Raw genomic sequence first — 26,400 nt, 5'->3', positions numbered from 1 at the left:
GCTGTTAAGGGTTCTTCACATTCTGGCGTTGTAAAAGAGCGAGAGTTTTCTTCAGTTTTTTGAGGAGAAATCTCATGGTCACACTACCACGTATAGCCTCACCCGGGCGTCAAATTCATCGATGAATATCCCAAGATAATGCCTGCATCTAGTTTAAGACCTTGCAGGCGAGATTTGCTTTTTTGCAGGTTTTGCGATCGGCAGCGTTACGGTAAATGTACTGCCGACGCCTTCTTCACTGATCAAAGTAATTTCGCCACCGTGCAAGTCCACGCATTTTTTAACAATGCTCAGCCCCAGTCCAGTACCGGGAATTCGACCGACATTTTTAGCCCGGTAAAATGAATTAAACAGCCGTTCTTGGTCGGCGGCAGGTATGCCAATTCCTGCATCCTGTACAGAAAAAATTGCGTCGGTTTCAGTAAGTTTTAATTCAAAGATTACTTCGGTATTTGGGGGAGAATACTTAATAGCATTTGACAGCAAATTTCCCAGAATGCGCCGCATCAAGCTTACCTCCAAACACGCCATCGCGGATGGATTGTGATTTACAAAAATCAGCGTCACCCGGTCATTTTCAGGTTTCAACTTCAGGCTGTTCTGAAATTCCCCTACCAACTCATTACAAAACTTTGCTAAGTCTATCGGTAGCAAGGAAAACCCGGTTTTGCCTGACTCAACACGCCCCAGCAGCAGCACATCATCTAATAACAAATCTATGCCTTTTGCGGCGGCTTGAGTTTTGTCTAGAAGTTCTTGTTGTTTCTCATCTGTTAATGTCAACTTGTACTTGCTAAGAAGTTGTGTAGTGCCGATGATGAAATTCAAAGGATTGCGAACGTCGTGGGCAATCATGTACAGCAAAGATGTTTTCATCTCGTTGAGTTCCTGGGCTGTTTGCAGAGTGCGATCGAGTTGGTCGTGAGACAATTTGAGAGTTAAAGACAACTGGCGCGATCGCAGCAAAATCTCCACCCGCGCTTGCAATTCGATCTTCTCGATCGGAGCGATAATCAAATCGTCAATGCTTTGCCAAATAAATTGCGTTGCCATCCCTACATCCGATCGGGAGGTAATCAAAAGAAAAGGCAAGCATACCGGGTGTTCGGCCTCTTTTTGGGCGGCCACCCATTGCCAGTGGCGTTTCAGGGCAAGACCGTCAATTATCGCCAGGTCAAAAGATTGATTAAATGGTAAAAAATCCTCACTATTTTCGGTTGAGTTTGGCAGCAATACCTCATAGTAAACTGCTAGCCATTCTAATAACAAGCGACGATTTTCTTTCTGTTCGACAAGCAATAAAATTTGACTCACGCAGGTTCTCCTAGCAAGCTGTGAACAATTCCCAGCAAATCTCTAACGATCAAAGGTTTTACCAACATATTCCGAGCACCGTGGCAGAGGCTTTCGTGCTGAATAGCCGCGCTTTGTTTGGGCGAGAGTATCAGAAAAGGGATTTGGTGATTTCGCAGGTGTTCGCAGCACTCCCAAATCCGGCGATCGAAACCAGAAATATCTACTAAAGCCATCCCGATCCTAGCAGGCTGACTGATAGCTTGTGCAACATCTTCAAAGTTATAAGCCGCGATCATCTGGTATCCTTCTTTATTGAGAAATTGTGCTAATAGTTCCAAGTTGCGCTGATTGCGGTCTACGGCTAAAATTATTGAAGTGCCAGTCATTTATCAGCTTCCTGTGAATAGGGGTTATAACCATTTTAGATTTTAGATTTTAGATTTTAGAATGGGGAGTGACTGATTATATATGGGTTGGGAGGTGGTCTAAAGTTGGATTCTTTTTTGCTCTGGTATTAGCTTACTTTTCGGCGAGGGATTACATTGGTTTTCAGTTGAGTGAAGTACAGATTATCTGACACGGGACACGGCCCCGCGCCCTGTGGCCATACTGTATTTGATAGAAGCGAAAACTGCTCTAAAAGTCGAAAAATACACAAATTTACCAATATATTTAAGTTTTCCAGAACTTAGACGAGTGGTGAGGTGCGCGGTGCGCGCACTAAAGCTAGTGGTGAGGTGCGCCCCTACTAATTAGTAGATTCACGACTGCAAAATTAGCTGCAATTGCCCAAAAACAACACGACAAACACCGATTCAATCTTCATCCGCTCCCTCCTCACTCCACACCGGCGCCGCACTCAAAATGCCGCGCAGCCCCCGTATCGGTTTGCTCACTTTGATGCCGTAGCGAGTAATATCGAGTTCTCGCAGACTTCTCTCGAAATTGCTGACTCGTTTTTTAATTACTCCGATCGCCTTGCGGATTTCTGTTCGATCGTGCAAGTGACGTTCCAGATAGCGTATAAACAGAAGATTATCCGCCAAATAGCTAATCCCGATCTCGGTCAGCCGAAAATCTCCGCTAATGGCTTCTACCTCATTAATTAAGATAACGGTGACTCCCATATTCTTCAGATACTTACACAAAGCGTGCAAATTGTGCACCAAATCTTGCCCCTGCATCGAAAGCTGATAGCCAGAAATACTGTCAATCATCACAATCCGCGTCTTTTCCTGCTCCACCTCCTGGCGTACCATACAGGCAAACTGATCCGGCGAGTACAGCAAAGGTTCCACGGGTATCACCGAAAGACTTCCTTGCCCAATCATCGCCCCAACGGGGATGTTAACTGATTCGCAGCGGCGCAGCAGAGTAGAAGTTGACTCCTCAAAAATGTAAACTACCGATCGCTCCCCCCTTCCTGCAGCTTCCTTCATAAACTGAATGCCCACCGTCGTTTTACCAACGCCGCTAGGCCCGTTAATCACCGACACAGTACCCCGTTCCAATCCACCGTGCAGCAGTTCGTCCATTTCTGGAATGCCCGAAGAAATGGGTTCGGCGACAAACTCCTGCTGATAATTGTCCGGCAGCAATCGCGGAAATACCTCCATACCAGTCTGACTCAGGCGGAGCGAATGGCGGCCGCTGCGGAAGTTAGAGCCTCGCAGCTTGGTGACAGACAGGGTGCGTCCTTCAGGGCGCAGTTCTAAATAAATTACTCCGTCGCTGATGAATTGCAAATCGTCGTCGGGAGCACTTGAAGTGCCTTCGGAGGTGAAGACTACCGTCGCCCCCCCTTCGACTAAAAAGCGCAGAAAAGATAGAACTTGCTTGCGGAATTGGAACTCATCCGCAGCTAAGTAGCGAAATTGAGTTATGGCGTCCAAAAACACCCGATCGGGTTTGACCGCCCGTACCTGTTCGATAATCTTTTGGGTAGTCGGTTCTCGTTCTACCTCGGAGGGGGAGAAAATGTCATAAGTCTGAACTTCAGTAAAAAATTCTGAGGAGGGGCTCAAATCGAGGAACGGCATCGCTTCGATGTCAAAACCTAGCCATTGAGCATTGGCGCGCAGTTGCGCTTCCGGTTCTCCTAAAGTAATGAACAGTGGTTTTTCTCCCAAAGCCACACCTGCGGCCAAAAAGTGAAAGCCGAGTGTAGTCTTGCCAGTACCCGGGCCGCCGCGTACCAGATAAGAGCGTTGAGGTATCAGACCGCCACAAATCACTTCGTTGAGACCGGTAATTCCCACAGAAAGTCGGTTTTGAGACATTTGTTTTTTCATGTTTTGAATATCGGCCCCGTATTAATATTTAATGGTTTTAGGCAGTGTTTTGATAATTTTTTTTACCGGGCGTCTGATAACCTTCATGAAATCTTTTTCTACCGAAAATTACGTTAGCACACAAGAATTAGAAAGTATTGTCGGGACCGCTGGCATCTGTCGCTGGCAAGATACAGAGCCATGTTGGCAAGAACGGGTAGAAAAAGCAGTTGCCCCCGACACGAAAATAGATTGTACCGTTTACCCGAATACTCAGGAAGAACTGGCGGCTGTCATTGCTTGGGCACACCAAACTCGCTGTGCAGTCTTGCCTTGTGGCAGTGGCAGCAAACTTGATTGGGGCGGTTTAGTTAAATTTGACTCCCCTAGGGAGAATTCACTGAAAGTGGGTCTTTTGAAGGGGGATTTAGGGGTATCTCCTAATGCAGCGGGGCTTGTGGCTGTCAGCACTTCGCGCCTCAATCGACTTGTACAGCACGCTGTGGGCGATTTAACCGTGACTGCAGAAGCGGGGATGAAGTTTGCTGATTTGCAGCAAATTTTAGCAGCAGCAGGTCAATTTTTGCCGATCGACCCAGCATATCCGCAACAGGCAACCTTGGGCGGCATTGTCGCTACTGCTGATGCGGGTTCCTTACGGCATCGGTATCGCGGGGTTCGCGATTTGCTGTTGGGAATGAGCTTTGTGCGATCGGACGGTAAAATTGCGGTAGCCGGAGGTCGAGTTGTTAAAAATGTCGCCGGCTACGACTTGATGAAACTGTTTACTGGTGCTTACGGTACCTTGGGCGTCATTTCTCAAGTAACTTTCCGAGTTTATCCCCTGCCTGAATCATCGGGAACCGTAGTGCTGACAGGGGAAATTAATGCTTTGTCCCAAACGGCTCAAATCTTATTATCCTCTGCTTTGACTCCGACAGCCGTTGATTTGGTGTCACCTGATTTAGTAGCACAATTAGGCTTAGGAAAGGGCACGGGATTAATCGTCAGATTTCAAAGTATAGCAGAAAGTGTTAAACAACAATCAGCCCGCTTGCTGGAAGTTGGCGAAAAGTTGGGTTTGCAAGGCACTAGCTGTTGCGAAAATGATGAGCATCAGTTATGGCAAAGATTGCCAGAAACAATGTGGGATTCTGGCACAAAGTCGGCAATTATTTGCAAAATAGGAATCAGACCCTCGGAAGCTGTAACGGCAATTAACGAGCTGCCGGTACAGGACGCTTGGATTCATGCAGGCAGCGGTTTGGGGGTTTTGCGGTTTGATAATGCGACGGCCCAAACGCTGTTGCAGGTACGCAGGGGGTGCGAAGCGAAAGGCGGTTTTCTGACTGTTTTAGCAGCGCCGACCGACATCAAGCAACAGTTAGATGTTTGGGGCTATACTGGAAGTGCGATCGATTTAATGCGCCGGATTAAACAGCAGTTTGACCCGGAAAATCTTTTGAGCCCCCATCGTTTTATAAGCGGTATTTAGTTTAAAGTTTGTAGTCAGGAGTTCGGTCTTTCTTTAATCCCGGTCTATTTCATTTGTGAACCAGATTTGTTTTTTAATGAAGCGCGAAGGCGCAAAGACCGCGAAGAAAGAGAAAAGAAGAGAAGTTTTTGTTTGCTTGATGGATTTAGGCTTGCTAAGCATAGCAACTGCGCCTGACTGTTAGGAAGTTCTTTTCTTAATTGCTGAAATATAAGCGGTCGATTGCTTCTGACTTCTCTCCTAGATAACTAAATCCTTTTTTCTTCTTCCTTCTTCCTTCTTCCTTCTTCCTTCTTCCCTCTTCCTTCTGCCATATATGCAAACTTCAGAAAAATCTCCAGTTCCCAGCGACGATTTAAAACCAGCCAAAGAAAGCAATTTTTTAGCACAAAACCCCCACTTACAAACCCTCGAAGTCCCAGGTTTCGACCCCAACAATCCGCCCGACCCGAAATTAATCGATACTTGCGTACACTGCGGATTTTGCTTGTCAACTTGTCCGAGTTATCGCGTACTCGGCAAAGAAATGGATTCCCCCAGAGGCCGCATTTATTTAATGGATGCAATTAACGAAGGCGAGGCACCTTTAAACGAAGCAACTTCACAGCATTTCGATACTTGTTTGGGCTGTTTGGCCTGCGTTACAACTTGCCCTTCTGGAGTTCAATACGACAAATTAATTTCCGCAACTCGCCACCAAGTTGCCAGAAATCAGCCACGGACTTTTTCCGACAATGTAATTCGCACTCTGATTTTTAATCTCTTCCCTTATCCTCACAGATTGCGGCCTTTGCTGCTACCGCTGTTTATTTATCAAAAATTAGGACTGCCAAAACTTGTCCGCAAAACAGGTTTGCTGAAAAAAGTATTTCCCCGCTTGGCGGCGATGGAATCAATTTTGCCGAAAGTTACTGTCGATTCTTTCCGGGATAATTTGCCCGAGGTAATTCCGGCACAAGGGGAGAAACGCTATCGAGTCGGCGTGATTTTAGGCTGTGTGCAGCGGCTGTTATTTTCGCCAGTTAATGAAGCTACGGTGCGAGTTCTGACGGCTAACGGCTGCGAGGTGGTGGTTCCTAAAAGTCAGGGATGCTGTGCTGCTTTGCCGGAACACCAAGGCCAAGCGGAACAGGCGAAAGCTTTGGCGAGACAAATGATTGATAGCTTTGAAAATACTGGCGTTGATTGTGTGATTATCAACGCTGCTGGGTGCGGCCACACTTTGAAAGAATACGGTCATATTTTAGGAGATGACCCTGATTATCGGGAGAAAGCTGAGAAATTTGCTGCTAATGTTAAGGACGTGCAAGAGTTTTTGGCAAGTGCGGGAATTACGGCAAAACTTAATCCTCTAATTGAAGGAGATTTGACAATTGTTTATCAGGATGCTTGTCATTTGTTGCACGGGCAAAAGATTAGTTTGCAGCCGCGTCAGTTGCTGCAACAAATTCCGGGGGTGAAGTTAAAAGAACCTGTGGATGCGGCTTTGTGCTGCGGGAGTGCGGGGGTTTACAATATGCTTCAGCCGGAGATTGCTGATGAATTAGGAGTGCAAAAGGTGGAGAATTTGCTGAATACTGGGGCGGAGTTGATTGCTTCTTCTAATCCGGGTTGTTCTTTGCAAATTAAGAAGCATTTGGAGTTGCAGGGAAAGGAAGTTACTTTAATGCACCCAATTGAGCTTTTGGATTATTCGATTCGCGGGGTGAAGTTGCTGAGGAAGTAGTTTTCTCGGGCGGGTGGTGTCCGCCCTATTTTCGATGCTGAGTGAGATTTTTTTTCAATGAACCGCAGAGGGCGCAGAGGAAGAGAAGAGAGAGAGACAAAAGAGAAAGAGGAATAGGTTATTGTATTGAGAAAGGTTGATCGCACTTCTCATTCTTCCCCCAAGCTAAAATTAAATTAAACAGTCCCTAACCCCGGACAACAGTTATGGTAACTCAACTCAAGTCTCCTCAAAAACCTGATGTAATTTACCCCGACAGCGACGGCCAACCAATGTCTGACCATACCAAACAATTTCGCTGGATACTCATCATCCAACAAAATTTAGCGTGGCTTTTTGCCGATGACCCGAATGTATTTGTCGCGGGCGATTTGCTGTGGTATCCCGTCGAAGGAGATAACAAGATTCGCGTCGGCCCGGATGTGATGGTAGTCTTCGGCAGACCGAAAGGAGATAGGGGTTCTTACAAGCAGTGGGAAGAAGAAAATATCGCGCCGCAAGTAGTGTTTGAAATTCTTTCTCCCGGTAACAGGCTAACAGAAATGAATAAAAAACAGGTATTTTACGATCGCCACGGGGTAGAGGAATATTACCTGTACGACGCGGAACGCAACGATTTCAGCGGTTGGATGCGTTCACAGGGGCGTTTGGACGTAATTGATGCGATCGAAAATTGGGTCAGTCCCCGACTCGGAATTCGCTTTGATTTGTCGGGTGAAGAGTTGCAAATCTATCGCCCTGACGGCGAACCGTTTACAAGTTATGAGGAGGTTTCTCGCAGCTTGGAACAAGCCGAACAGCGGGCAGAACAAGAACGACTGCGGGCCGAACACGCCGAACAGCGGGCTGCTTTACTGGCAGAAAGGCTGCGAGCCATGGGAATTGACCCGCAACAATTGTAAACTAGATGGGGGAAAAGAGCGATCCTCTTCGAGGCCTTCGCTAACGGGCGATCGGGCTTTTGAGAAAGCAAAAATGCGATCGCCACAATGACTGATCACTAATGACTATTTCCCCTCTTCTAACCTCAAAAAATGCACCTGTCCCGAAGCTTCCGCCGCTACGATTGTCACCCCATCAGGTGCAATAGCGCAAGCTTTCAAAGCACTATCTCCCCTGAAACTAGCAATTACTTCTCGACTTAACAAATCCCAAACTTTGAGAGTATTATCGTCCGAAACAGAAATTGCCTTTGTTCCCATAGTCGCCACAGATGTTACCGCATCAGCATGACCTGCCAAAGTAAAAACTTCTTTTCTACTCGACAAATCCCAAACTTTCAAATTTTGTTCCCGCCCCCCCGAAATCGCCCATTTGCCATCCGCCGTAACTGCCACAGCATTCACAAAACTCTCATGACCTTTGAGAGTGAAAAGTAGATTTTTGACGGCTAAATTCCATAAATATGCCAAAATATTCTTTTCTTTTCCCAAACTCCAAATTTTCAGAGTTTTGTCGCCGGAAGCCGAAATAATCCGCTTGCTGTCGGGAGTAACTGCCACAGCTTTTATCCCGTCCTCATGACCTGAAAAAGTAAAAAGTTCCTCTCCTGTTTCTAGATTCCAAACTTTAATCGTTTTGTCTCCCGAACCGGAAATCGCCATCGTTCCGTCCGCAGTCACTGCCACAGAATTTACCCAGTCTGTATGACCAGTGAAAGTAAAGATTTCTTTTCCGGTTTCTAGATCCCAAACTTTCACAGTTTTGTCGCCGGAACCCGAAACTACTCGCTTGCTATCCGGTGTTATTGCGATCGCTTTTACCCAATCTTTATGACCGGGAATAGTAAAAATTTCCTGTCCGTTTTTGAGATTCCAGACTTTAATGCGGTTGTCTCCAGCACCGGAAATCGCTTTGGTACCGTCCGCCGTCACTGCTACAGCATTTACCCAGTCATCGTGACCTGCAAATGATAAATTTTCTTTGCCTACTTCTAAGTGCCAAACTTTGAGAGTTTTGTCAGAGGAACCAGAAACTATCCGCTGGCCGTCGGGGGTAACAGCCACAGCATTCACTGGGGCGATGTGATTGGTAAAAGTGAAAAGTTCTTCTTTTGTTTCCAGATTCCAAACTTTCAGCGTTTTGTCGCCGGAAGCCGAAATTACCCGTTTGCCGTCGGGACTGACTGCCACAGCTTGAACGAAACTGCCGTGTTTTCCTAAAGTGAAAAGTTGCTTTCTTTCTGACAAACTCCAGACTTGAACAGTTCCGTCGTAACTGCCGGAAATTATGAGTTCGCCGTCGGGAGTAACTGCTACACTTTTTACCCAGTCTTCATGACCCGTGAGAGTAAAAAGTTCTTTTCCGGTTTCTAGGTTCCAGACTTTCATGCTATTATCTCCCGACCCGGAAATCAACCGTTTGCTATCAGGAGTTACTGCTACGGACTGGACAAAACTGCTGTGACCTTTGAAGTTAAAAATTACGTCCCTGCTTGTCAAATCCCAAACTTTAATACTGCCATCCCAAGAACCTGAAATTACTCGCTTGCCGTCGGGACTTACTGCTACTGCTTCTACGGCAAAAGTATCGCCGGCAAAAGTAAATATTTCTTGTCCAGTCTCTAAATCCCAAATTTTAATCGTATTGTCCCAAGAACCGGAAATTACTTTAGTGCCGTCGGGGGTGACAGCTACAGCATTGACGTAGGTAAGATGACCTTTGAGGGTGGAAAGTTCTTCTCCGGTTTCTAAGTGCCAAATTTTGAGAGTGTGGTCGGAGGACGCAGAAATTGCCCGCTTGCCGTCGGGGGTGATTGCTACAGCTTGTACCCAGTCTGTATGTCCGGTGAGGGTACGCAATAATCTCCCGCCGGGAGGAGTAAAGCTGGGCGTTAGCGGTCGCAGCCAGGGGGTTGTTTGGTGTTTGGCCTGTGCTAGCAGTGCTTGAATTTCTGGACTTTCAAAGCGCATCAAGCGGGCCATGAGTTGGGTGGCTAGTTGGCTTTTATCTGTGGCTAGAATGTGGGCAGAGAGCCGAATTGCTTCTTGGATTAATTTGAGTTGGTCGGCTTTTTGGTCTGAGGTAATAATATTGGGACTTGTTGCTAAATCGTAATCTTCTATTAGCGCCTGTACTCCCGATGCTGACAGCTTGGCTTTAATAAAATTGTAATCTGTTAGTAAGCTGTATAATTTTTCGTAGTCTGAAGTCGCTGCTAGCTGGCTTGGCAGGATTCCCAGGTAGTGCGTCTGTTCTGCGGGCTGCATTTTATCCAGCCCTTGTGTAAACTCGGTCATAAATTTACGGATGTGTTTTTTAAATGTATGCGATCGCTAGCTGCACCCTACCGAAAAGCCGATCGAGAATCTTTTCTCTTGACTTAGCATGACATATTTGAATGCTATGTGCTACGGGCTTGCTGTCCTCGGTTTGGTGATGGTTGGATGAATTGCTTGTTTTTTAGTCGAAGTCTGCTTTGAGAATTTTCAAGCACTGCGAGCACAATAAATCGCCGCCAATATAATTCAACTCAGCAACGCCCCATTTACCGAGCAATCGACAAAAGCTCACATATATCGTCGTTTTTCTTAACATAGCTGGTATTTGGGTGATGATGGTCGATCGATCAACACTCTCAAAGCTAAAAAATTTCAGGTATCGCAATCCTATTTAAAGTGCAAAAAAGACTTTTTATAACAAAATATGATGGCGGATGCTCTAATTTTCTCTCAAGTCGGTCGCATCCGCGAGGCCGATGTCCCCCTGGTTGGGTTTGGTACCTCAACGGCATCTACAATCTGTTTCACCCAAAGCTCTCAGAAAGCTTTGCAGGTGCGCCCCCTTCCTCTAAAATATAGAAAAGGACTTGCACTCTTAAACCGGGTTTCTAGACAAAATCATGGGTTTGACCGCTAGGTACGTAGGAAGAAACCGGGTTTCTGACTCCATAGCGCGCAAGTCACGATCGCAAATAAAGCAGTATTGACTTTAGAGACAAATTTCATGGATGTTATCGAGTTTTTCGAGTTAAGTGCAGGTAAATGGTTTTCTCAGCGTACCGTACACAATCTCAATTCTGGGGAATTGCAGGCAGGTAAATCCGACCTCAAAATAGAAATACTGACAGCTAGCGATGCAGATGTCGTCAAACTTTGCCAACAACACTCGATTAACCCGGCTTCAACTGGGCTAACCAGCGTTCGGATTAGTTGGGACGGTATTCCCGATCGCGACCAAGCTAAACAAATCGGTTCTACAATATTAGCGATCGTACCAAATCCCGACAATCCCAGCGAAGGCAAAGTGTTGCAAGACAAGGGTAACAGCCGCTACGTGATGGGCGACGACGTGCTGACATTGATTACAGAATCAGACACCCTCCATGCCGAAGAAAGGCTGTGGTATCTCATGCCGAACCTGCGGTTGCGGACTAGCGTTGTTAAGCAAGCTAACGGTACTGAACAAGCTTCTTTTTGTTCGGAAATTCGGATGGGAGGAAGTCCGAAAACTTAACTCTCACAAACAACTATGTAATTCCCAACCATTACACCAATTCACAAAAAAAAGGCAACTGTAGGCAGATCCAAATCACGATCTTCATCAGTCATTCCTAATTCTTTAATCGACAATCGAAAAGGGTATTACACCCTATTTCTGCTTTCTCCCTTCTTTCTTCTGCCTTCTCGGGCAATCGCTTTTAACTTGGTATGAAAATCAGTGTGTTTGACAACTGGAAATGATTTGGCAACAGGTTTGTCCGCTAATTTGTGCTCAGCTTCGGCTCGATCGGCGAGGGCGGTAACAGCCACATCTTCATATACTACAAATTCTGTATTTTCTTTTGTGCGATCGTCGCCTGCAGGTAATTTTCCTGTTTCCTCTGCCTCTGTGTTTGGGACTTCTGCATGAAGCGCCACATCAAGTTGCGCCTCTGACGGCCCACGCAAATCTAACTCTGCGACAGTTACTTCCGATTCCGGGTTCGATAAAACTATATCTTCCGGTGGTAGTTGAGCAGCACTTTCCCAGTTTAAGTTTTGAGGAAAATTATTGCAGACCAAGCGTTCAAACTCGCGATTGAAATGATAGAGAGGTTGACCTATCCGATGCCACATACTCAATAGCTGTCCCACAGAAACAGCCTTGTAGCGCCCTTGATAAAGCGCTTCAACCACTGCTAAACGCAGCCAATAGCCGGGATACTTGGTCAGCCATTCACCCGCCAATTTCTCGGCTTTTTTGCCACCTAGGTCAAAACCGTAGTGAACCAGCAGAGCCGCTGCTTGTGCAGATATTGCCGTCACTTCTGTCATGGGAACTTGGGAATTGGGATGTTGAAGGAAGAAGGAAGAAGGAAGAGGGAAGAGGGAAGAGGGAAGAGGGAAGAAGTTCGGCAACGAAGCAGTGTACGGGATTTAATGGATGTAAGGGATAGAAGGAAGAATTACCAATTACCAACTACCGATTACCCATTATCCATTATCCATTATCCAATTTGGAATTCCCAATTTCCAATTCCCAATTTTCAATTTCCAATTGAATTAATCGGATAAACGCACGCCTCCTTCTACAGTTCGCGCGTCCCCCGAAAAAGGTTGGGGAGTCCCATTCCAGTTGAAGTCGCTAATTCTAAAAGTCAGGCTGCCAACTTGACGCTCAGGATTAAAACGCAAAATGATTGCGTAGCTGCGGCGACTGTATTCTAAAGTGTAATTCGTACTGATTGTTTCCCCGCTTTCTAAATTAATAGCACTTTGAAATCCAACTCGAAAGCCTCCGTAAACTTGCTGGACAAGTCCAAAAGACAGGACTCTCAAATCTACTAAGCGATCGAATAAAAACGGCGAGATACCGTCGCGCCCCACCTGGGTATAAGTCACGTTAAACCCAGTGTAATCGAGGAAAGGGCGGGAGAAATGACCGAACTGCCCTTGAATGCCGACGCTGCCAGCGAGCGAATTTTGTCGATCGCCGCTGCTGTAATAAGTGCCAACTCCCCGCAGCCCCAAGGCCAGTTGCAAGAAAGGAACCACCGGCGTCCGCGTATACCTCAAACCTTGGGTGGGAGTGCGGGGCAGCGGTTCGCCCTCCCACAGGTTGAAGCCGCGGCTCAAGGCGAAGCTAACTTGGGAACGACCCAGATCGACGCGGTTGTTTTCCCGCACTGGTTCGAGCAAGTCTGCTCGATCGGTGTCAGCATTGATAAATTGATACCCAGCTTGGTAGCTGAGATTGATGCCAGTGCCTCCGAGTTGGATAACTGGGGAAGTGAGGACTGCCCCGAGACTGCTCTGCACAGTTTGATAGCCCAGAGAACCGTTAAACAGCCGATCGCGATAACTGTATTCTGCTGCCAGAGTGTGAGTTCCGATCAACTGCCGCAGGCGCAAATTGCCCCGAAAGCTTTCTTCGGGCAAATTCGGGAAATTTTCAAAACTCAGAAATATTGCCGAGCCGTCGAGCCTGGTGCGCGGGCCCAGACTAGCGCCCAACCTCGCTCTGAGCCCGTAGCTATCGGGAAAAAACGGATTACCGCCGTGCTTTGCCACAATCCGCTGCAGGTAAATTTGGGGCGTCAGAGTTAGCCGCACCGGCCCGTTTTGCAACACCTCAAAACCGCACTCGGCGAACAAACCGCCGCGATCGCCCGCGTCGTAACCAAAAGTCAAACACGGGCCGCTCTGCTGCCGGCTGTCAAACACTTGCCGGCGGGGATACACGGGTATTTTCACCCGGTTGTCGAACACCAAGCGAGGTTTAGTGGTGACTAATTCCTCTGCCGTGGGCGAAATCCTTCTAATCGTCGCCCTCCGGGCCCTGTATTCAAATTCCGGCGGGGAAAACGGGTCGTTAGTAAGCCGAATGTTGGTTGCTACCCTCGCGCCGTCTGGCAGCAGTTCGATGCGTTCTGCTTCAAAGCGGACGCGGTTGACGGCACCGGTCACTTGGGGGGCTGCTAGCTGTCCGCCGCCGCCGATAGTCACTGTAGCAGCGCCGGGGGATTTGACTCCGCGCAGGGGCTGCTGGCTGGTAATTCGATCGCTCAGCGGCTGTTCAAGAATCGTCCCGGCACTGATATCTGTCGGCAGTGTGGGGGTCAATTCGCTACCTGCGGCGGGCAGGAATATTTCGCCGCTTGCTTGTTCGACTGCGCCGGCGTTGAGGCCGAGATTGAACTCCATCCGCTGGCCGCGCACTACTTGTTGGCCGCGGGTATAGGCGACATTGCCGGATGCTACCACTTGGCGGGTTACTAAGTTGACGATCGCTCGATCGGCATCAATCACAGTTTGCCGGAACCGCACAACGACATTACCAACCGCCGTGACAATTTGCTGCTTGTCGTCGAATTCTTGGCTGTCCGCCTTAACTTCAATAGTATCGGCCGGAGTCACCGGAAAAGGAACCGTACGCTGAGAAGGGGCGGTGCGGACTCCCGGCGGGGTGGCTGGTTTAGGCTTCGGTGTCGGCGCAGCGGGTGTTCTGGGTGCGGGGGCAGTTCCTGGTGTGGGAATGTCGAACTGCTGTTGCCCGCTGGGTGCTGGTTCCGGCGCGGGTTCGGGAACGGGAATCTCCGCAGGTACGGGAGAGTTATCTTCTAACTGCCGACCTTGGGCCTGATACCAACTTTCCGGCTTTCCGACAACATTCCTCTCCTGTTGTTTCTGCGCCTCTGCGGTTCGTTTTCGATTGCGAATGGCAACGGCATTTTCTACCGAACCCAATTGGTAAGCAGTAAACGAGGAATCTTTCGGAGTTTCCGCAGTTTCGGGTTCTCCCACAGGAGGCCGACGCTGAAATCCCACCACTGCCTCGCCGCTTTCCACGGCAGCTAGGGGGTCGGCGATTTCTGGAGGCTGGTCGGTGGCTGGGGTAGTGCCGAGGAGTGTGGCTGCTGGTTCTGCTGGGGCTGGTGTGGGTTCTGGCTCAACAATATCTGGGCTTGGTTCCGGTATTTCTGCGGGGTTGCTGCGGGTGTCTCCATCGCCGGCCGCGACAGTGAGGGCGACTTTTTTTGGCTTTGCGATGTAGATGATGCCAGGGGGTTCTGGCGGCGGTACCGGATAGGGCATAGTTACAACAGGTAAGTCATCCGATTTTAGATTTTAGATTTTAGATTTTATAGGGTGCAAATTATTGAAAATTTTTGCATCTAAAAGGCAACTGTTTAGACATTAATCTGACATCTAAAATTTGCAGTGGCTTTGGCGCGCCGGAATATGGCTGCTTTCAGAACTTGCTTCCGCCACAAGATAACCTCGCTGCTGGTGCGAGGTCAAGTTTTTTTTGACTAATTTTTGCGAGTTTGCAGGCTGGCTGGGGGGCTGCGGTGGCGTACTCCCCAGCCACCGGGCGGGATAACTTGTTTATTCCATGTCTCTGCGGTTGGGGTTCCGGGCTGGGTCATTGGACAAAAATCCAAATATGAACAGGGAAACAAAAAATAAAACAACTACATTAACTACGATTTTGAGGGTTAGCACTGTGGGAGTCTCCAAAGATGGCATAATACTGAGCTGATTTGCTGCTGTTGCAGCAACTTTTTTATCATAAGCTAAAGATTAGTCAATTTTATCTTTGCTTTTGAGGATTTTTGGCAAGTTGATTTTTGCCCAATTCCAGAGTTGCTCGGCGATGTTTTCTAGCCGCAGCATAACTCGATCGAGCCATTCGAGCACTTGTTCTAGCGGGTGCTTAATGTATCCCATCGATTCTGCTTTTGTTTCTAAGTATTCGCCCTCCGGTAAGACGCCTGCGCTGGGATTTTTGGGTTCGGCTGTGGGGGGGGTTGCGGCGGTGTATCTGCTAGTTTGCGCGGTGATTGCTGCTGGGGATTGGTTGTTTTGTGCGGTGTTCGGGTTTGTGTTTTTTGGCACTTGGGTTTCCGGCGCGCGCCCTGGGGTTGATTCTGCTGCGAGTGCAGAGCTATTTTTTTGAGTAACTGCTAAATCAGATAAATCAGATGCTGTTTGGGGTTGACTTTTTGAGCTTTTTGTCAGCAAGCTTTGTTTTAGCTGCCCCAGCAGGCTGTGAAGTGCTTCCGGGTAAGGGGATATTGAGACTGCGGTCGATCGACCTTCTGCCAATTCTCCTAATTCTGCTATTTTCTCCTTGACTTTGGCGCTGCTTTGAGCTGCTGCCTGGGGTTCGGAACTTTCGTCGATTAAATGCTGCGGTGCTGCTTCCCCGAATAAGTCTTGCCAGTTCAGCCACGGTCGATCGACCTCTGGGCTATTTTGTGGGTTTTCTTGTTCTTGTCGCTGTTTCAAATAATACTGAATTGCGACTGATTTCTCCGTATTATTACTGGCAGCCGTTTCTTTGCCCAAAAGGTGGTCTACTGACGACCAAATGACTTGTTCGATGTTTCGAGCATATTTTTCGAGGATGTCGCGGGCGGAAAAATCTAAATTGGTTTCGGTGCCGGATGTGTCAATTTTTACTCCTGAGTTTTCTGGGGGTGCGGCGATTGTTTTTACCGATGGCGGTAGGGTAAATTCTTCCAGGTTGACGGCGGCGCGATCGAGTAATGTAACAAAGGAGAGAGGAGTAGGGGGTCGATCGAACTTGCTGTTAAAATTAGTTTCTAATTTTGGGGTATTGTGGTCGATCAAATTCGATGCCGCAATTGACTGCTGTGCGGTTTTTGCTTCGATCTGGGCGCGGGCTTTTTGAACTAAGATTGAATTGCGGTCGATCGATTTTTTAACTGCGAGGATTGATTCTCCAAACTGATTTCTTTTCAGAGCAACCGGACTCGTCTGAAGCCATGCCATCAATTCCCAAAAACGACGCACCGGTGGCAACTGCGCTTTTTTGGCAGCCGACTCCAAACCGAGATTAAATTTTAATTCTTTTTGGGTAATTTCCCGCCGTTCGGGCCCGCAGTTTGCTACTTCCCAAGTTATGCGACCTTCCAGCAGTTCCTGCTGTTGGGGTGTCAAAATATCTAAAATCTGATTTTCTCTTCCCACTAATACTAAAGTGCGGGCTGGGATAAAACTGGCAATTCCCTCAACTTTCGGTTGCGGTTTTAATCCAGTTTTAGCAAGCGGGAGTTCTAAGACGGAAGTGGTTTGATGCTTTGTAATTTGTCCGCTAAAATTGATTGCCGGATGTAAATTGTTAGCAGTATTTCCCTGATTAATTAACAGCGGGAAGGTGGCTAAAGTTTTCGCGGTTTGCGACGAGTTTAGTAAATTTTCGGCGAGGTGCAAAATTTCGGCGATCGAACTTTCCTCGGAAATTTCCCCCTGATACCAATTTTGTTGCCCATCGGGATTTTCGTCCCCAACAAATTCTTGTAGTTCAGGTAAATCTACTTTTTGGCTGGATTCCCGCAACTGTCGGCCTAGCAGGCGGGAACTTTGCACCAGCAAATAAGCTGGATAAAGCAGAATTTGGGTGGCGGTGAGAGTTGCTTCTTTAATGTGACGCCAAGTTCGATCGCAATTGTCAGCGACTTGGCGGGACTGTTTGGATATAAAATTTAATAGTCGGCTTTGGTAGGGGCCGTAGTAACCGTTAGACATAAGTTTTATTATTGAATTCAGATTTTTGATTCGCGTCGGCATTGCGAAATATTGCTGTAAAATCAAAGCGAGATCTTAATCGCAGCTTCAAACCCTCTGAAACCTTTATTTCTTCGCGTCCTTTGCGTCTTCGCGGTTCAATCCGATCTTTGATTAATACACAATTCCTATTTTAGCGAAATATGAGCGCTTCTGTGTCACCTGCTAGCAACAATATTTCTGCCACTGTCGAAAAGTTGCGCCGCCTCAGTCAAGTGGAGGTTCAGTCTGGTTGGAGGTACTGCGATTCTGACTCGGCTGTCTCTTCGGTAAATATTTGTAACAGCCCTGTTGCTGAACTTAACAGCAAAGGACATATTGCTTGGCCGTCTGGGAAGCAAGTTTTGTATTTGGGCCAGCAATTTGTAATTCCTGACAATTTGCACGGCTATCCTGTCGTTGGTTTGCGGTTGCTACTGGGCTTGACTTGGTGGGCAGAAGATGCTCAAATTTTTGTGAACGGCGAGTTAGTCGGACAGGGAGATTTATTTGATTTTGCCGATCGAGTTTTGTTGAGTTCGTCGGCAAATCCCGGAGATGAATTTTTAGTTATTTTGCGGTTGGTAAGTCCGGGTCACGATAACGGTGCTTTAGTGCGATCGATTTGTTTGTACGAAGCTGCTGACTCTTCTTGTTTTGATCCGGGTTTTGTGGCTGCCGAATTAGATATTTTGCAAAATTCGCTAACTCAAAATTTAGAAAATTTAAATTCCCAATACCTCTCCACCGAAACAATAGCAAATCGCCCCATGTTTGTCAAGGGGGAAACGCTGAAATCTGAGATTGATTTGGCGATGGGTTTGATTGATTGGTCGGCGGTGTGCGATCGCGAAAAGTTCGATCGCTCGCTGTCTGTTTTGCGGCAACATTTACTGGAATATCTGCGGACTTTTCAACCTGGTTTCAAGGATGAAACCGCACAGGAAGCTCGGGACACAGAGGAAAGAAGAAGAGAGGAGGTTTTTGAGGTTGGAGAAAACGGCAACACTACATCTATATATATAGGAGAAAGCGGCGAGCTGACATCTATATATACAGGTAAAATCTATTTGGTGGGTCACGCTCATTTAGACTTAGCTTGGCTGTGGCCTGTCCCGGAAACTTGGGAAGCGGCAGAACGAACTTTTGAGTCGGTATTGAAACTGCAATCAGAATTTCCCGATTTAATTTTCTGCCATTCAACTCCGGCGCTTTATGCTTGGATGGAAGAACATCGGCCGGACTTATTTGCTGCGATTAAAAAACAGGTGGCGGCGGGTTGCTGGGAAGTTGTCGGCGGGATGTGGGTAGAACCGGATTTAAACTTGATTTCCGCTGAATCAATGGTGCGACAAGTTTTTTACGGACAGCGTTACGCAAAAGAAAAATTTGGGCAATTGATGCGGGTAGCTTGGCTACCGGATACTTTCGGTTTTGGGTGGCAATTACCTCAGATTTTGCGGCAAGGTGGAGTTGATTATTTTGTGACGCAAAAGTTGCGTTGGAATGATACAACGGAATTTCCCCACGGTGTGTTTTGGTGGGAAGGGTTGGACGGTACTAAAATATTTAGCATGATGTCTGCTCCAATTGGTGAAGCCATAGAATCTGTGAAAATGGCAAGTCATGCTTTTGACTGGCAAGTTAAGACTGGTTTGCAAGATGCTCTTTGGTTGCCTGGGGTTGGCGACCACGGCGGTGGCCCGACTCGTGATATGTTGGAGGTGGCGAAACGCTGGAAAATGTCGCCTTTTTTCCCAAGGTTGGAGTTTGCGAAAGCGGTTGATTATTTGTCTTGGATTGAGAGTCAGTTTTTACCTGAAGTTGCGGAAAGTTCCGATGGAAGTGATGTTTCAGAATCGGAAAATCAGGAGAATTTACAAGTTGCCGAAAGCGTCGGGAATTTGGGGGCGCTAGAATTTTCAAACTTGTCGGCAATTTCGGCAACTAGGCCCGAAAGTGATGTTCCAGAATCGGACAATCAGGAGAATTTGCTCGTTGCCGAAACTGTCGGGAATTTGGGGGCGCTAGAATTTTCAAACTTGTCGGCGATTTCGGATGCAAATCCTCCCATCTCACAACTCAAAACTATTCCTCGCACTCTCCCCGTTTGGAAAGACGAACTTTATTTAGAATTCCACCGGGGTTGCTACACGACTCGCGCCGACCAAAAACGCCAAAACCGCCGCTGCGAAGAATTGCTCTACCAAGCGGAGTTGCTGTCTTCGCTGGCAACGATTTGTACTGGTGCGGTTTATCCGAAATCAGAATTAGAATCAGCTTGGAAACAAATTTTGTTTAACCAGTTTCACGATATTTTGCCCGGTTCTGCGATCGCCCAAGTTTACGCGGATGCTAATATAGCCTTTGCCGAGGTCGATCGCACTTGTCGCGAAATCCTGGTAAAATCTTTGGATGCAATCTCGGCTCAAATTTCTCTGCCGAATCCCCCGCAGCCCGACGCTCAACCGATTTTGATTTTCAATACCCTCAATTGGCCGCGCTCTGAGGTTGTCGCCGTACCGCTTCCCGATTCCGCTGACTCAGCTTGGCAAATTTACGATTTTTCCCGACGGCGATTGGCTTCGCAGATTGTCAGGGGCGATCGACTCGAATCGCAATCTACACTGTTATTTTGGGCAAATAATCTCCCCGCCGTTGGCTACCAGGTGTTTTGGCTGTGTCGCGAAGACGCTCAAACTGTGGATAATGCGTCCGCGAGTCCAGAAACTGAAAAAAAGACAGAGTTATCAAAACTTACAGACGGTATAGCACAAAAAAACACAGTTAGTCAAGAAACGCCTTTTGTAGCCCCAGAAATGGTATTAGAAAATGAATTTATTCGGGCAACAGTAGACGGAAAAACCGGGGATTTATCCAGCATTTGGGATAAAGTAAATAACCGAGAAGTCTTGAATGCAGCAGGCGGGAATCAACTGCAAGCATTTCAAGACAGTGGTCAATATTGGGATGCTTGGAACATAGACCCAAACTATGAAAAACATCAACTACCCGCCCCGACACTCAAAGATATTTCCTGGATAGCACAGGGAGAAATACGGCAGAGTTTGCGCGTAGTCCGACAAATTGGCAAATCGGAGTTTTGCCAAGATTATATAGTAGAAATAGGTTCGCCGCTGCTGAAAATCAAGACAGTGGCAGATTGGCAAGAAAAGCACGTTTTAGTAAAAGCAGCTTTTGGGTTAAATGTAGAAGCAGATTTTGCAACTTGCGAAATTCCCGGTGGTGCGATCGCTCGCACAACTAAGCCACAAACACCCGCCGAAAAAGCAAAATGGGAAGTGCCGATTTTGCGCTGGACTGATATCAGCAATGACGGTTTTGGAGTCAGTTTGCTCAATGATTGCAAATACGGTTGCGACCTTCAACCAAATCAAATTCGGCTAACTTTGCTTCGGGGTTCGACTTGGCCGGATGAACAAGCAGATGTAGGAGTTTCCGAATTTACTTGTGCCGTCTATCCCCACAGCGGAAATTGGCAGGATGCAGGTACTGTTCGACAGGGGTACGAGTTGAATTTACCACTGCTAGTAAAGGTGTTACCCAAGTTAGAGGAAAATGGCCACAAGACTCTGCCCGCAGTTGGCAAGTTTTTGGATTTGTCCGCCGAAAATTTAGTGCTGATGGCTTTCAAACAATCGGAAGACGATTCTAATGTGTGGATTTTGCGGTGTTACGAGTGTCACGGTGAAGAGGCGAAGTTGGAATTAAAGAGCGATTTGGGTTTGGCGATTAGTCAGCCTGTCGATTTATTAGAACAACCCATAAAGTTGCCCCAGAAGTCAGACGATGGGAGAAGTTTCAGAATATCACCCTGTAAAATAGCGAGTTTTGCAGTAAATTTATCAATACCAATTGAGATATAGTACCTCATCGCAAATTTATCCAACCTTTTGAGACTTTGCGAACTTAGTGCGAACAAAATTTGTCAACCGGCGCCAATTAGCCCTCACAACTTTCTTCTGATCTATAATATGCAAAATCGCGAACGCTAAAAATGTGTACGCCAGCCAAAAATGCAAACTCCTTCCCAGATCAACCATTGCGGAATTCTGCGGAAACATATCCGGCAAAACAATTCCGAAAAATTTCACATTGTTACTTTTGTAAGAGTTAGAAAGCAAGAAACCAGCAACCGGAACTAGCCACATAAAAACGTACAAAGTTGCGTGCAGAGCAAAATTTTTGTACCATTCCTTTGTAAACTTTGGCAGGCGTTTCGTATATTTTTTCCACCATACCCGCAGCAGAGTTAAAATCCGCCAAGTCAGTAAAGCCATTGTCAGCACTCCTACGGATTTGTGAAAATCGTAAAGGGGGCCTCGAATAAACAATTCTCCTGGCAATCGAGCCATAGAAGTACCAGTAATAAACACCACTAAATAGCAAGCTGACATAGCCCAGTGTAGAGACATCAGTTGTTTGAACGCAGAATTAAGTCTGGGTTTCGCAGCGGGTTGGGTACTCACTCTTCCTTACCTCCTTAGCGTTTGCTGGACAAGATTAAGTATAAACTCTAGGACTAAAGCCCGTGAGCGATTGGGCATTATAAGATTTACTTAACTTAATTATTGCAAATATTTATTAAGCTGTCAAATTAACTGTATTCACGATCGTCATTCCCAACACAAAACATCGTATTGGGGTCGATCGCCTCCCAAGCAGTTTTCAGGTCGAGTATCCCCAAAGCCACCGCCAAAGCTGACCCGATAATTGCAACCGCCGCCCGGTTCATCCGCCGCCCCGGCAAATATCCCAAACCGAATCCGAAGTAGGTCAGTCCCAATACTAGGTATTTGAGTGTTATCATATATACTTAAAACTATTGATTGTCGGTTTTTTTTATTGTCTAGGATGCTAAAAGTACAGCCTGGGTAATTGCAGCTAAACCTGCTGGCCTTGCAACTAGCGGGAAATATCGTCGGCAGACCGTGTACCAACTAGAAACAAACACAGTGGTTGCATTGGGAAACAAAAACCAGCAGGCTAGACAAGTGGTATTTTTATTACAACTTGTAACTTTTTTCAAACAACAGGTTTAATTTAGTTTCACAAAAAAGTTAAATTCCAGAAAGTAAAATTAATTACAGTCGAGTTAAGCTAAAAGTGTTTGCTAAAAAAAGTCATTCAAGCAACCCAGAAACCAACTATTCTCAGTTGATCGACACCGACGGCGAGTTCGCGGCAGCAAAACTTTCGTGCAGCCAACAAGTCGAACAAGATTGGTATGGGACTCTCTACGAGAATTTTCCGGGCATTTACTTCGTCCTAGACGCTTTGGGAAGAGTTTTTTCGCTCAATCAATTCGGCGCGTCTCGCCTTGCGTACAAATCCCAGGAATTAATTTGTCATTCAATTTTTAACATATTTTACTGCCAAGAGCAAGGCAAAATGCAGGCAGAATTTGCCGGATTGGCCCAGCCGGAAAACGGTACACCAACTCCAAAAATTGCCTGTTGGGAAGGCTGCTTGACTTGCAAAGACGGCAGGATTATTAGGGTAAAAGCAACCGCGCGCCCAATGCCGGCGGTAGATTGGAAAATAGAGGAAAATACCAATGGTCGCTCAATTGCCAATTTTCAACGGCCGGCTGTACTGTTAGTTTGCGAAGAAATTAAGGCTGCTTCGCAGTCACCCACGTCGCCCAACCAGAGAGCAAATTGGCGCAGTCCAACTTTAGCGATCGCAAAATTAGCCAAAAGTCAACTTAAAGAACGCAACAATATAGAAGACTTCATCCGCGAAGTAACAGAAACCGCTGTCAGTATTGTCAACTGCGAGCGAGCTAGTATTTGGCTGTATGGCGAAGACAAAACGCAGCTTCACTGCATCGACCTTTACGAACAAAATACTAAACTCCATTCCGTACAAATAATCATCACAGCATCCGACTGTCCGGCATATTTTCAAGCTTTAAAATCGGCAAGTGTGATCGCTACTGTGGCAGCAGAAAATGACCCCAGAACGCGAGAACTTGTCGGTCTTTATTTGCTCGATCAGGGCACGACTTCCCTGTTAAACGTACCGATTGTGCTAGCAGGTCAAATGGCGGGAATAGTCAGCGCCGAACGCCAGGGTTCCGACGGTGATTGGACGGAAGAAGAACACGAATTTACCCAAATATTAGCAGATTTTGTATCCTCAAGTTTGTCAGCTAGCGAAAAGTTAAAGTTAGAAGCACTGCGGCACGAACAGCAGCAAAATTTGCTGACAAAATACTACGATCAACTAGAGGAAAGAGTAGAAAGACGCACCGCTGAACTCAAAAAAGCTAACCAAAAACTGCAACAAGAAATAATTAAAAGAAAACAAGCAGAAGCAGAACTACGCCTGCAGCAACAAGAACAGCAAATTATTTTTGATTCCGTGCCGGCGATGATTTGGCTCAAAGATACCGAAAGTCGTCTGCTGCGAATTAATCAAGCCGCCGCTGCATCGAGAGGTGTGCCCGCAGCTCAATTAGAAGGTAAATCTTTTTATGAAATCTATCCAGACGAAGCAGAGCAATATTATTTAGAAGATTTGGAAGTAATCCATTCTGGTGTTCCCAAACAGGGCCAAGTCGAATTGCTACCCACAGCCTCCGGTCAAAAATGCTGGGTGCGGACAGATAAAATACCTTACCGGGATGAAACAGGTAAAGTCGCGGGTGTAATCGTCTTTGCAGTAGATATTACTGATTTAATTAGAGTCGAAAAAGAACTTCGAGAATATCGCGATCGCCTCGCAGAAAAAGTCGAGAAACGTACTGCTATGTACAGGCAAGCCATGACCGCTTTGTACTCGGCAAATACGCAACTGCAACAGTTAATTAACAACAGCTCCTCCTCGGGGGAAAATGGCAGCAGCCACTCAGCAGCGCGGTTGCTCGAATGCGAAGCTTATTTTGAAGCAGTTGCCGTGGCTGACCGCGACACAATTTTGAGTGTCAGCAATAATTTTGCCGAACTTTTCGGTTACGAACCTGCGGAAATGGCGGGAATGAGCTTGCTGGAACTACTGTCGCCGAAATCATACAAACAGGCGCCACAAATGATTTCTGCAGCCAGCAATACAGTCTGTGAAACTATTTTTCTCAAGCGAGATGGAACTGCTTTTCCTGCTGACGTTCGCAGCAAATTCGTATTGTGGGAAGGTCGTTTAGTACAGGTGAAAGCAGTCCGAGACCTCACGGAACGCAAATTGACCGCAGCAGAATTAGAGCGATCGCGCTCTCTGCTGCACGCTACCTTAGAAGCAACGGCCGACGGCATTCTCGCCGTTACTACCGCCGGAGAAATGATTAGTTATAACGAAAAGTTAGTTCAAATGTGGGGAATTTATGAAGAAGTTAGAAACTCAATGGATAGAACGGTGCGACTGGCATTTCTCACTAAGCAAGTTAAAGATCCGAAAGCTTTTTTGCAGAGAGTTAAAGAATTTTATAGCGATGCGGAGTCGGAAGGTTGCGATATTCTAGAATTTAAAGACGGGCGCACTTTTGAGCGCTACACGCAGCCGATTCGAGTGGGACAAAATATTATTGGCAGGGTGTGGCGCTTCCGCGATATTACCTCTCGCGAAAAGGTGACGGCTATGTTGGGAGATTCTCAAAGGCGCTTTCGGGCAATTTTTGATTCTTCTTTCCAATTTGTGAGTTTGTTGAAACCGGACGGCACTCTGCTGGAAGCTAACCAAACTTCTCTCGATTTTGCGGGAATTAAGCTACGGGATGTGGCTAATAAACCGTTTTGGCTATTGCCTTGGTGGGGAGATTCGGAGGAAGTTCAGCAACAGTTGCAAGAGGCGATTTCTCGATCGGCAAAAGGTGAATTTGTCCGCTATGAAGTGGAAGTTCAAGGTATAAATCGGACGGCAACTGTTGATTTTTCTCTAAAACCGGTCGCGGATGAAACGGGCAAAATAGTATTGCTGCTGCCGGAAGGTCGGGACATTACTAAAAGTAAGCAAGCCCAAGTCGCGCTGCGGCAACAAATAGAAAGGGAACGCCTGATCGCACAGATTCAATCACGCATCCGTTCTTCTCTCGATCTCCAAGATATTCTTAACACTACAGTAGCGGAAGTGCGGGAGTTTTTGGCAACCGATCGCGTGCTGATTTTCCGCTTTCGACCCGACTGGAACGGAGATGTGGTGGTGGAGTCGGTTGCAGAAGGATGGATTCCACTCAAAGGGATGGGAATTGACGATTGCTGTTTTGCCACTACTTACATCGGACAGTATTTAAAGGGCCGCATTCGCGCCATAGAGGATGTTCATACTTCTAATTTGAGCGAGTGTCACCTTAATTTTTTGGAGGCTTGTCAGGTGAAGGCAAATTTGGTGGTGCCGATTGTCCAGCAGGGAATAGAACCTAGGGAAGGTAACGGTTCTTGTCAAGTGCCGAAGTTGTGGGGTTTGCTGATTGCCCACCACTGTTCGGCACCCCGCCAGTGGCAGCAGTTTGACGTGGATTTGCTGAGTCAGTTGGGTACTCAAGTGGCGATCGCGATCGAACAATCTTTACTTTACCAGCAGCTAGCTGCTGCCAACCAGCGACTTGACGGGTTGGCGAATTTGGACAGTCTGACTCAACTAGCTAACCGCCGCCGTTTTGACGAGGTGATCAACCGAGAATGGGAGCAGTCGAGCTCTTTGGAACCGCTATCTTTGATTATGTGCGACATTGACTGTTTTAAACTTTACAACGACAATTACGGCCATCAAGCCGGGGATGCTTGTTTGCAGCAAGTGGCGCGGGCGATCGGAGATGCTTGCACAAACGCACCCCCAGAACGCCTCTATTTGGCTGCTAGGTACGGCGGCGAGGAATTTGCGGTAATTTTGCCAAATACGGATATCGTGGCTGCACAGGCTGTGGCTGAGGGAATCCGCAGCCGCGTCAAAGCCTTAGCAATTCCCCACATTAAGTCTGTTGTCAGCGATTGCGTGACTCTCAGCATGGGGGTGGCGACGATTTCTGAAGGTCAAAACTCGCCGAAAATGCTGATTGAAGCTGCTGATAAGGCGCTTTATGGAGCTAAGTCTGGCGGGCGCGATCGAGTGGCGATTAGTGATTAGTCAGTAGTCATGTTATTTTAAATTTTAGATTTTAGATTT

16 protein-coding genes and 1 pseudogene are annotated in these 26,400 nt (G+C 47.0%); 7 read left to right on the top strand and 10 right to left on the bottom strand.

Translation table 11 applies throughout. The features are described from left to right. Nucleotides 1-153: 153 nt before the first annotated feature. The 3 genes from D0A34_06305 to D0A34_06295 form a co-directional block, all read right to left on the bottom strand. On the bottom strand, nucleotides 154-1,314 hold the full coding sequence (locus tag D0A34_06305; GenBank protein UNU18538.1) for a hybrid sensor histidine kinase/response regulator: 1,161 nt from the start codon (nucleotides 1,312-1,314) through the stop codon (nucleotides 154-156). Further along, on the bottom strand, nucleotides 1,311-1,682 hold the full coding sequence (locus D0A34_06300) for a response regulator (GenBank protein UNU18537.1): 372 nt from the start codon (nucleotides 1,680-1,682) through the stop codon (nucleotides 1,311-1,313). The genes D0A34_06305 and D0A34_06300 overlap by 4 nt, the downstream gene beginning before the upstream one ends. Before the next feature lie 429 nt (nucleotides 1,683-2,111). After that, nucleotides 2,112-3,587 carry a recombinase RecA gene (locus D0A34_06295; GenBank protein ID UNU18536.1) on the bottom strand — a complete coding sequence of 492 codons (1,476 nt, stop codon included), beginning with the start codon at nucleotides 3,585-3,587 and terminating at the stop codon, nucleotides 2,112-2,114. A gap of 85 nt (nucleotides 3,588-3,672) precedes the next feature. On the opposite strand from D0A34_06295, the gene D0A34_06290 reads away from it, so the two are divergent. The 3 genes from D0A34_06290 (at nucleotide 3,673) to D0A34_06280 (ending at nucleotide 7,689) form a co-directional block, all read left to right on the top strand. After that, nucleotides 3,673-5,061, top strand: a complete 1,389-nt coding sequence (locus D0A34_06290; GenBank protein UNU18535.1) for an FAD-binding oxidoreductase — start codon at nucleotides 3,673-3,675, stop codon at nucleotides 5,059-5,061. 316 nt (nucleotides 5,062-5,377) lie between these two features. After that, the gene (locus tag D0A34_06285; protein UNU18534.1) at nucleotides 5,378-6,787 is read left to right on the top strand and encodes a 4Fe-4S dicluster domain-containing protein; all 1,410 of its coding nucleotides are present in this window, start codon (nucleotides 5,378-5,380) and stop codon (nucleotides 6,785-6,787) included. A 206-nt stretch (nucleotides 6,788-6,993) separates the two neighbouring features. Then, a complete protein-coding gene (locus tag D0A34_06280; GenBank protein UNU18533.1) occupies nucleotides 6,994-7,689 on the top strand; it encodes a Uma2 family endonuclease in 696 nt (231 codons plus the stop codon). A gap of 105 nt (nucleotides 7,690-7,794) precedes the next feature. Here the strand turns inward: D0A34_06280 and D0A34_06275 are convergent, their stop codons facing one another. After that, nucleotides 7,795-10,026 (bottom strand): WD40 repeat domain-containing protein, encoded by a 2,232-nt coding sequence (locus tag D0A34_06275; protein UNU18532.1) that lies wholly within the window; start codon nucleotides 10,024-10,026, stop codon nucleotides 7,795-7,797. Between the two features lie 706 nt (nucleotides 10,027-10,732). Between D0A34_06275 and D0A34_06270 the strand changes: the two genes are divergently transcribed. Then, on the top strand, nucleotides 10,733-11,242 hold the full coding sequence (locus tag D0A34_06270; protein UNU18531.1) for a phycobiliprotein lyase: 510 nt from the start codon (nucleotides 10,733-10,735) through the stop codon (nucleotides 11,240-11,242). Between the two features lie 128 nt (nucleotides 11,243-11,370). Here the strand turns inward: D0A34_06270 and D0A34_06265 are convergent, their stop codons facing one another. Continuing rightward, nucleotides 11,371-12,042, bottom strand: coding sequence for a hypothetical protein (locus tag D0A34_06265; GenBank protein ID UNU18530.1), 672 nt, complete (start codon nucleotides 12,040-12,042; stop codon nucleotides 11,371-11,373). An 18-nt stretch (nucleotides 12,043-12,060) separates the two neighbouring features. Here D0A34_06265 and D0A34_06260 point away from each other — a divergent pair, with 18 nt between their 5' ends. Next, a complete protein-coding gene (locus D0A34_06260; protein ID UNU18529.1) occupies nucleotides 12,061-12,282 on the top strand; it encodes a hypothetical protein in 222 nt (73 codons plus the stop codon). Here D0A34_06260 and D0A34_06255 read toward each other — a convergent pair. From D0A34_06255 to D0A34_06245, 3 genes are all read right to left on the bottom strand, one after another. After that, a complete protein-coding gene (locus tag D0A34_06255) occupies nucleotides 12,271-14,802 on the bottom strand; it encodes a DUF3769 domain-containing protein (GenBank protein ID UNU18528.1) in 2,532 nt (843 codons plus the stop codon). The genes D0A34_06260 and D0A34_06255 overlap by 12 nt on opposite strands. Before the next feature lie 294 nt (nucleotides 14,803-15,096). Next, a complete protein-coding gene (locus D0A34_06250; GenBank protein ID UNU18527.1) occupies nucleotides 15,097-15,237 on the bottom strand; it encodes a photosystem II reaction center protein I in 141 nt (46 codons plus the stop codon). A 54-nt stretch (nucleotides 15,238-15,291) separates the two neighbouring features. Further along, nucleotides 15,292-17,262: a hypothetical protein gene (locus tag D0A34_06245; GenBank protein ID UNU18526.1), complete on the bottom strand. Its 1,971-nt coding sequence runs from the start codon at nucleotides 17,260-17,262 to the stop codon at nucleotides 15,292-15,294. Between the two features lie 182 nt (nucleotides 17,263-17,444). Here D0A34_06245 and D0A34_06240 point away from each other — a divergent pair, with 182 nt between their 5' ends. After that, the gene (locus D0A34_06240; protein ID UNU18525.1) at nucleotides 17,445-21,167 is read left to right on the top strand and encodes an alpha-mannosidase; all 3,723 of its coding nucleotides are present in this window, start codon (nucleotides 17,445-17,447) and stop codon (nucleotides 21,165-21,167) included. A gap of 15 nt (nucleotides 21,168-21,182) precedes the next feature. Here the strand turns inward: D0A34_06240 and D0A34_06235 are convergent, their stop codons facing one another. Together D0A34_06235 and D0A34_06230 are read right to left on the bottom strand one after the other, a co-directional pair. Then, on the bottom strand, nucleotides 21,183-21,716 hold the full coding sequence (locus D0A34_06235) for a cytochrome b (protein ID UNU18524.1): 534 nt from the start codon (nucleotides 21,714-21,716) through the stop codon (nucleotides 21,183-21,185). 187 nt (nucleotides 21,717-21,903) lie between these two features. Then, nucleotides 21,904-22,111 (bottom strand): annotated as a pseudogene (locus tag D0A34_06230) (anion transporter). Nucleotides 22,112-22,407: 296 nt separating this feature from the next. Between D0A34_06230 and D0A34_06225 the strand changes: the two are divergent. Next, a complete protein-coding gene (locus D0A34_06225) occupies nucleotides 22,408-26,361 on the top strand; it encodes a PAS domain S-box protein (GenBank protein UNU18523.1) in 3,954 nt (1,317 codons plus the stop codon). Nucleotides 26,362-26,400: the final 39 nt, after the last annotated feature.

This window comes from Microcoleus vaginatus PCC 9802 (genome assembly GCA_022701275.1).
GTDB lineage: Bacteria > Cyanobacteriota > Cyanobacteriia > Cyanobacteriales > Microcoleaceae > Microcoleus > Microcoleus vaginatus_A.
The sequence above is the reverse complement of the archived record's forward strand: the minus strand, read 5'-3'. Positions and strand labels throughout refer to the sequence as shown.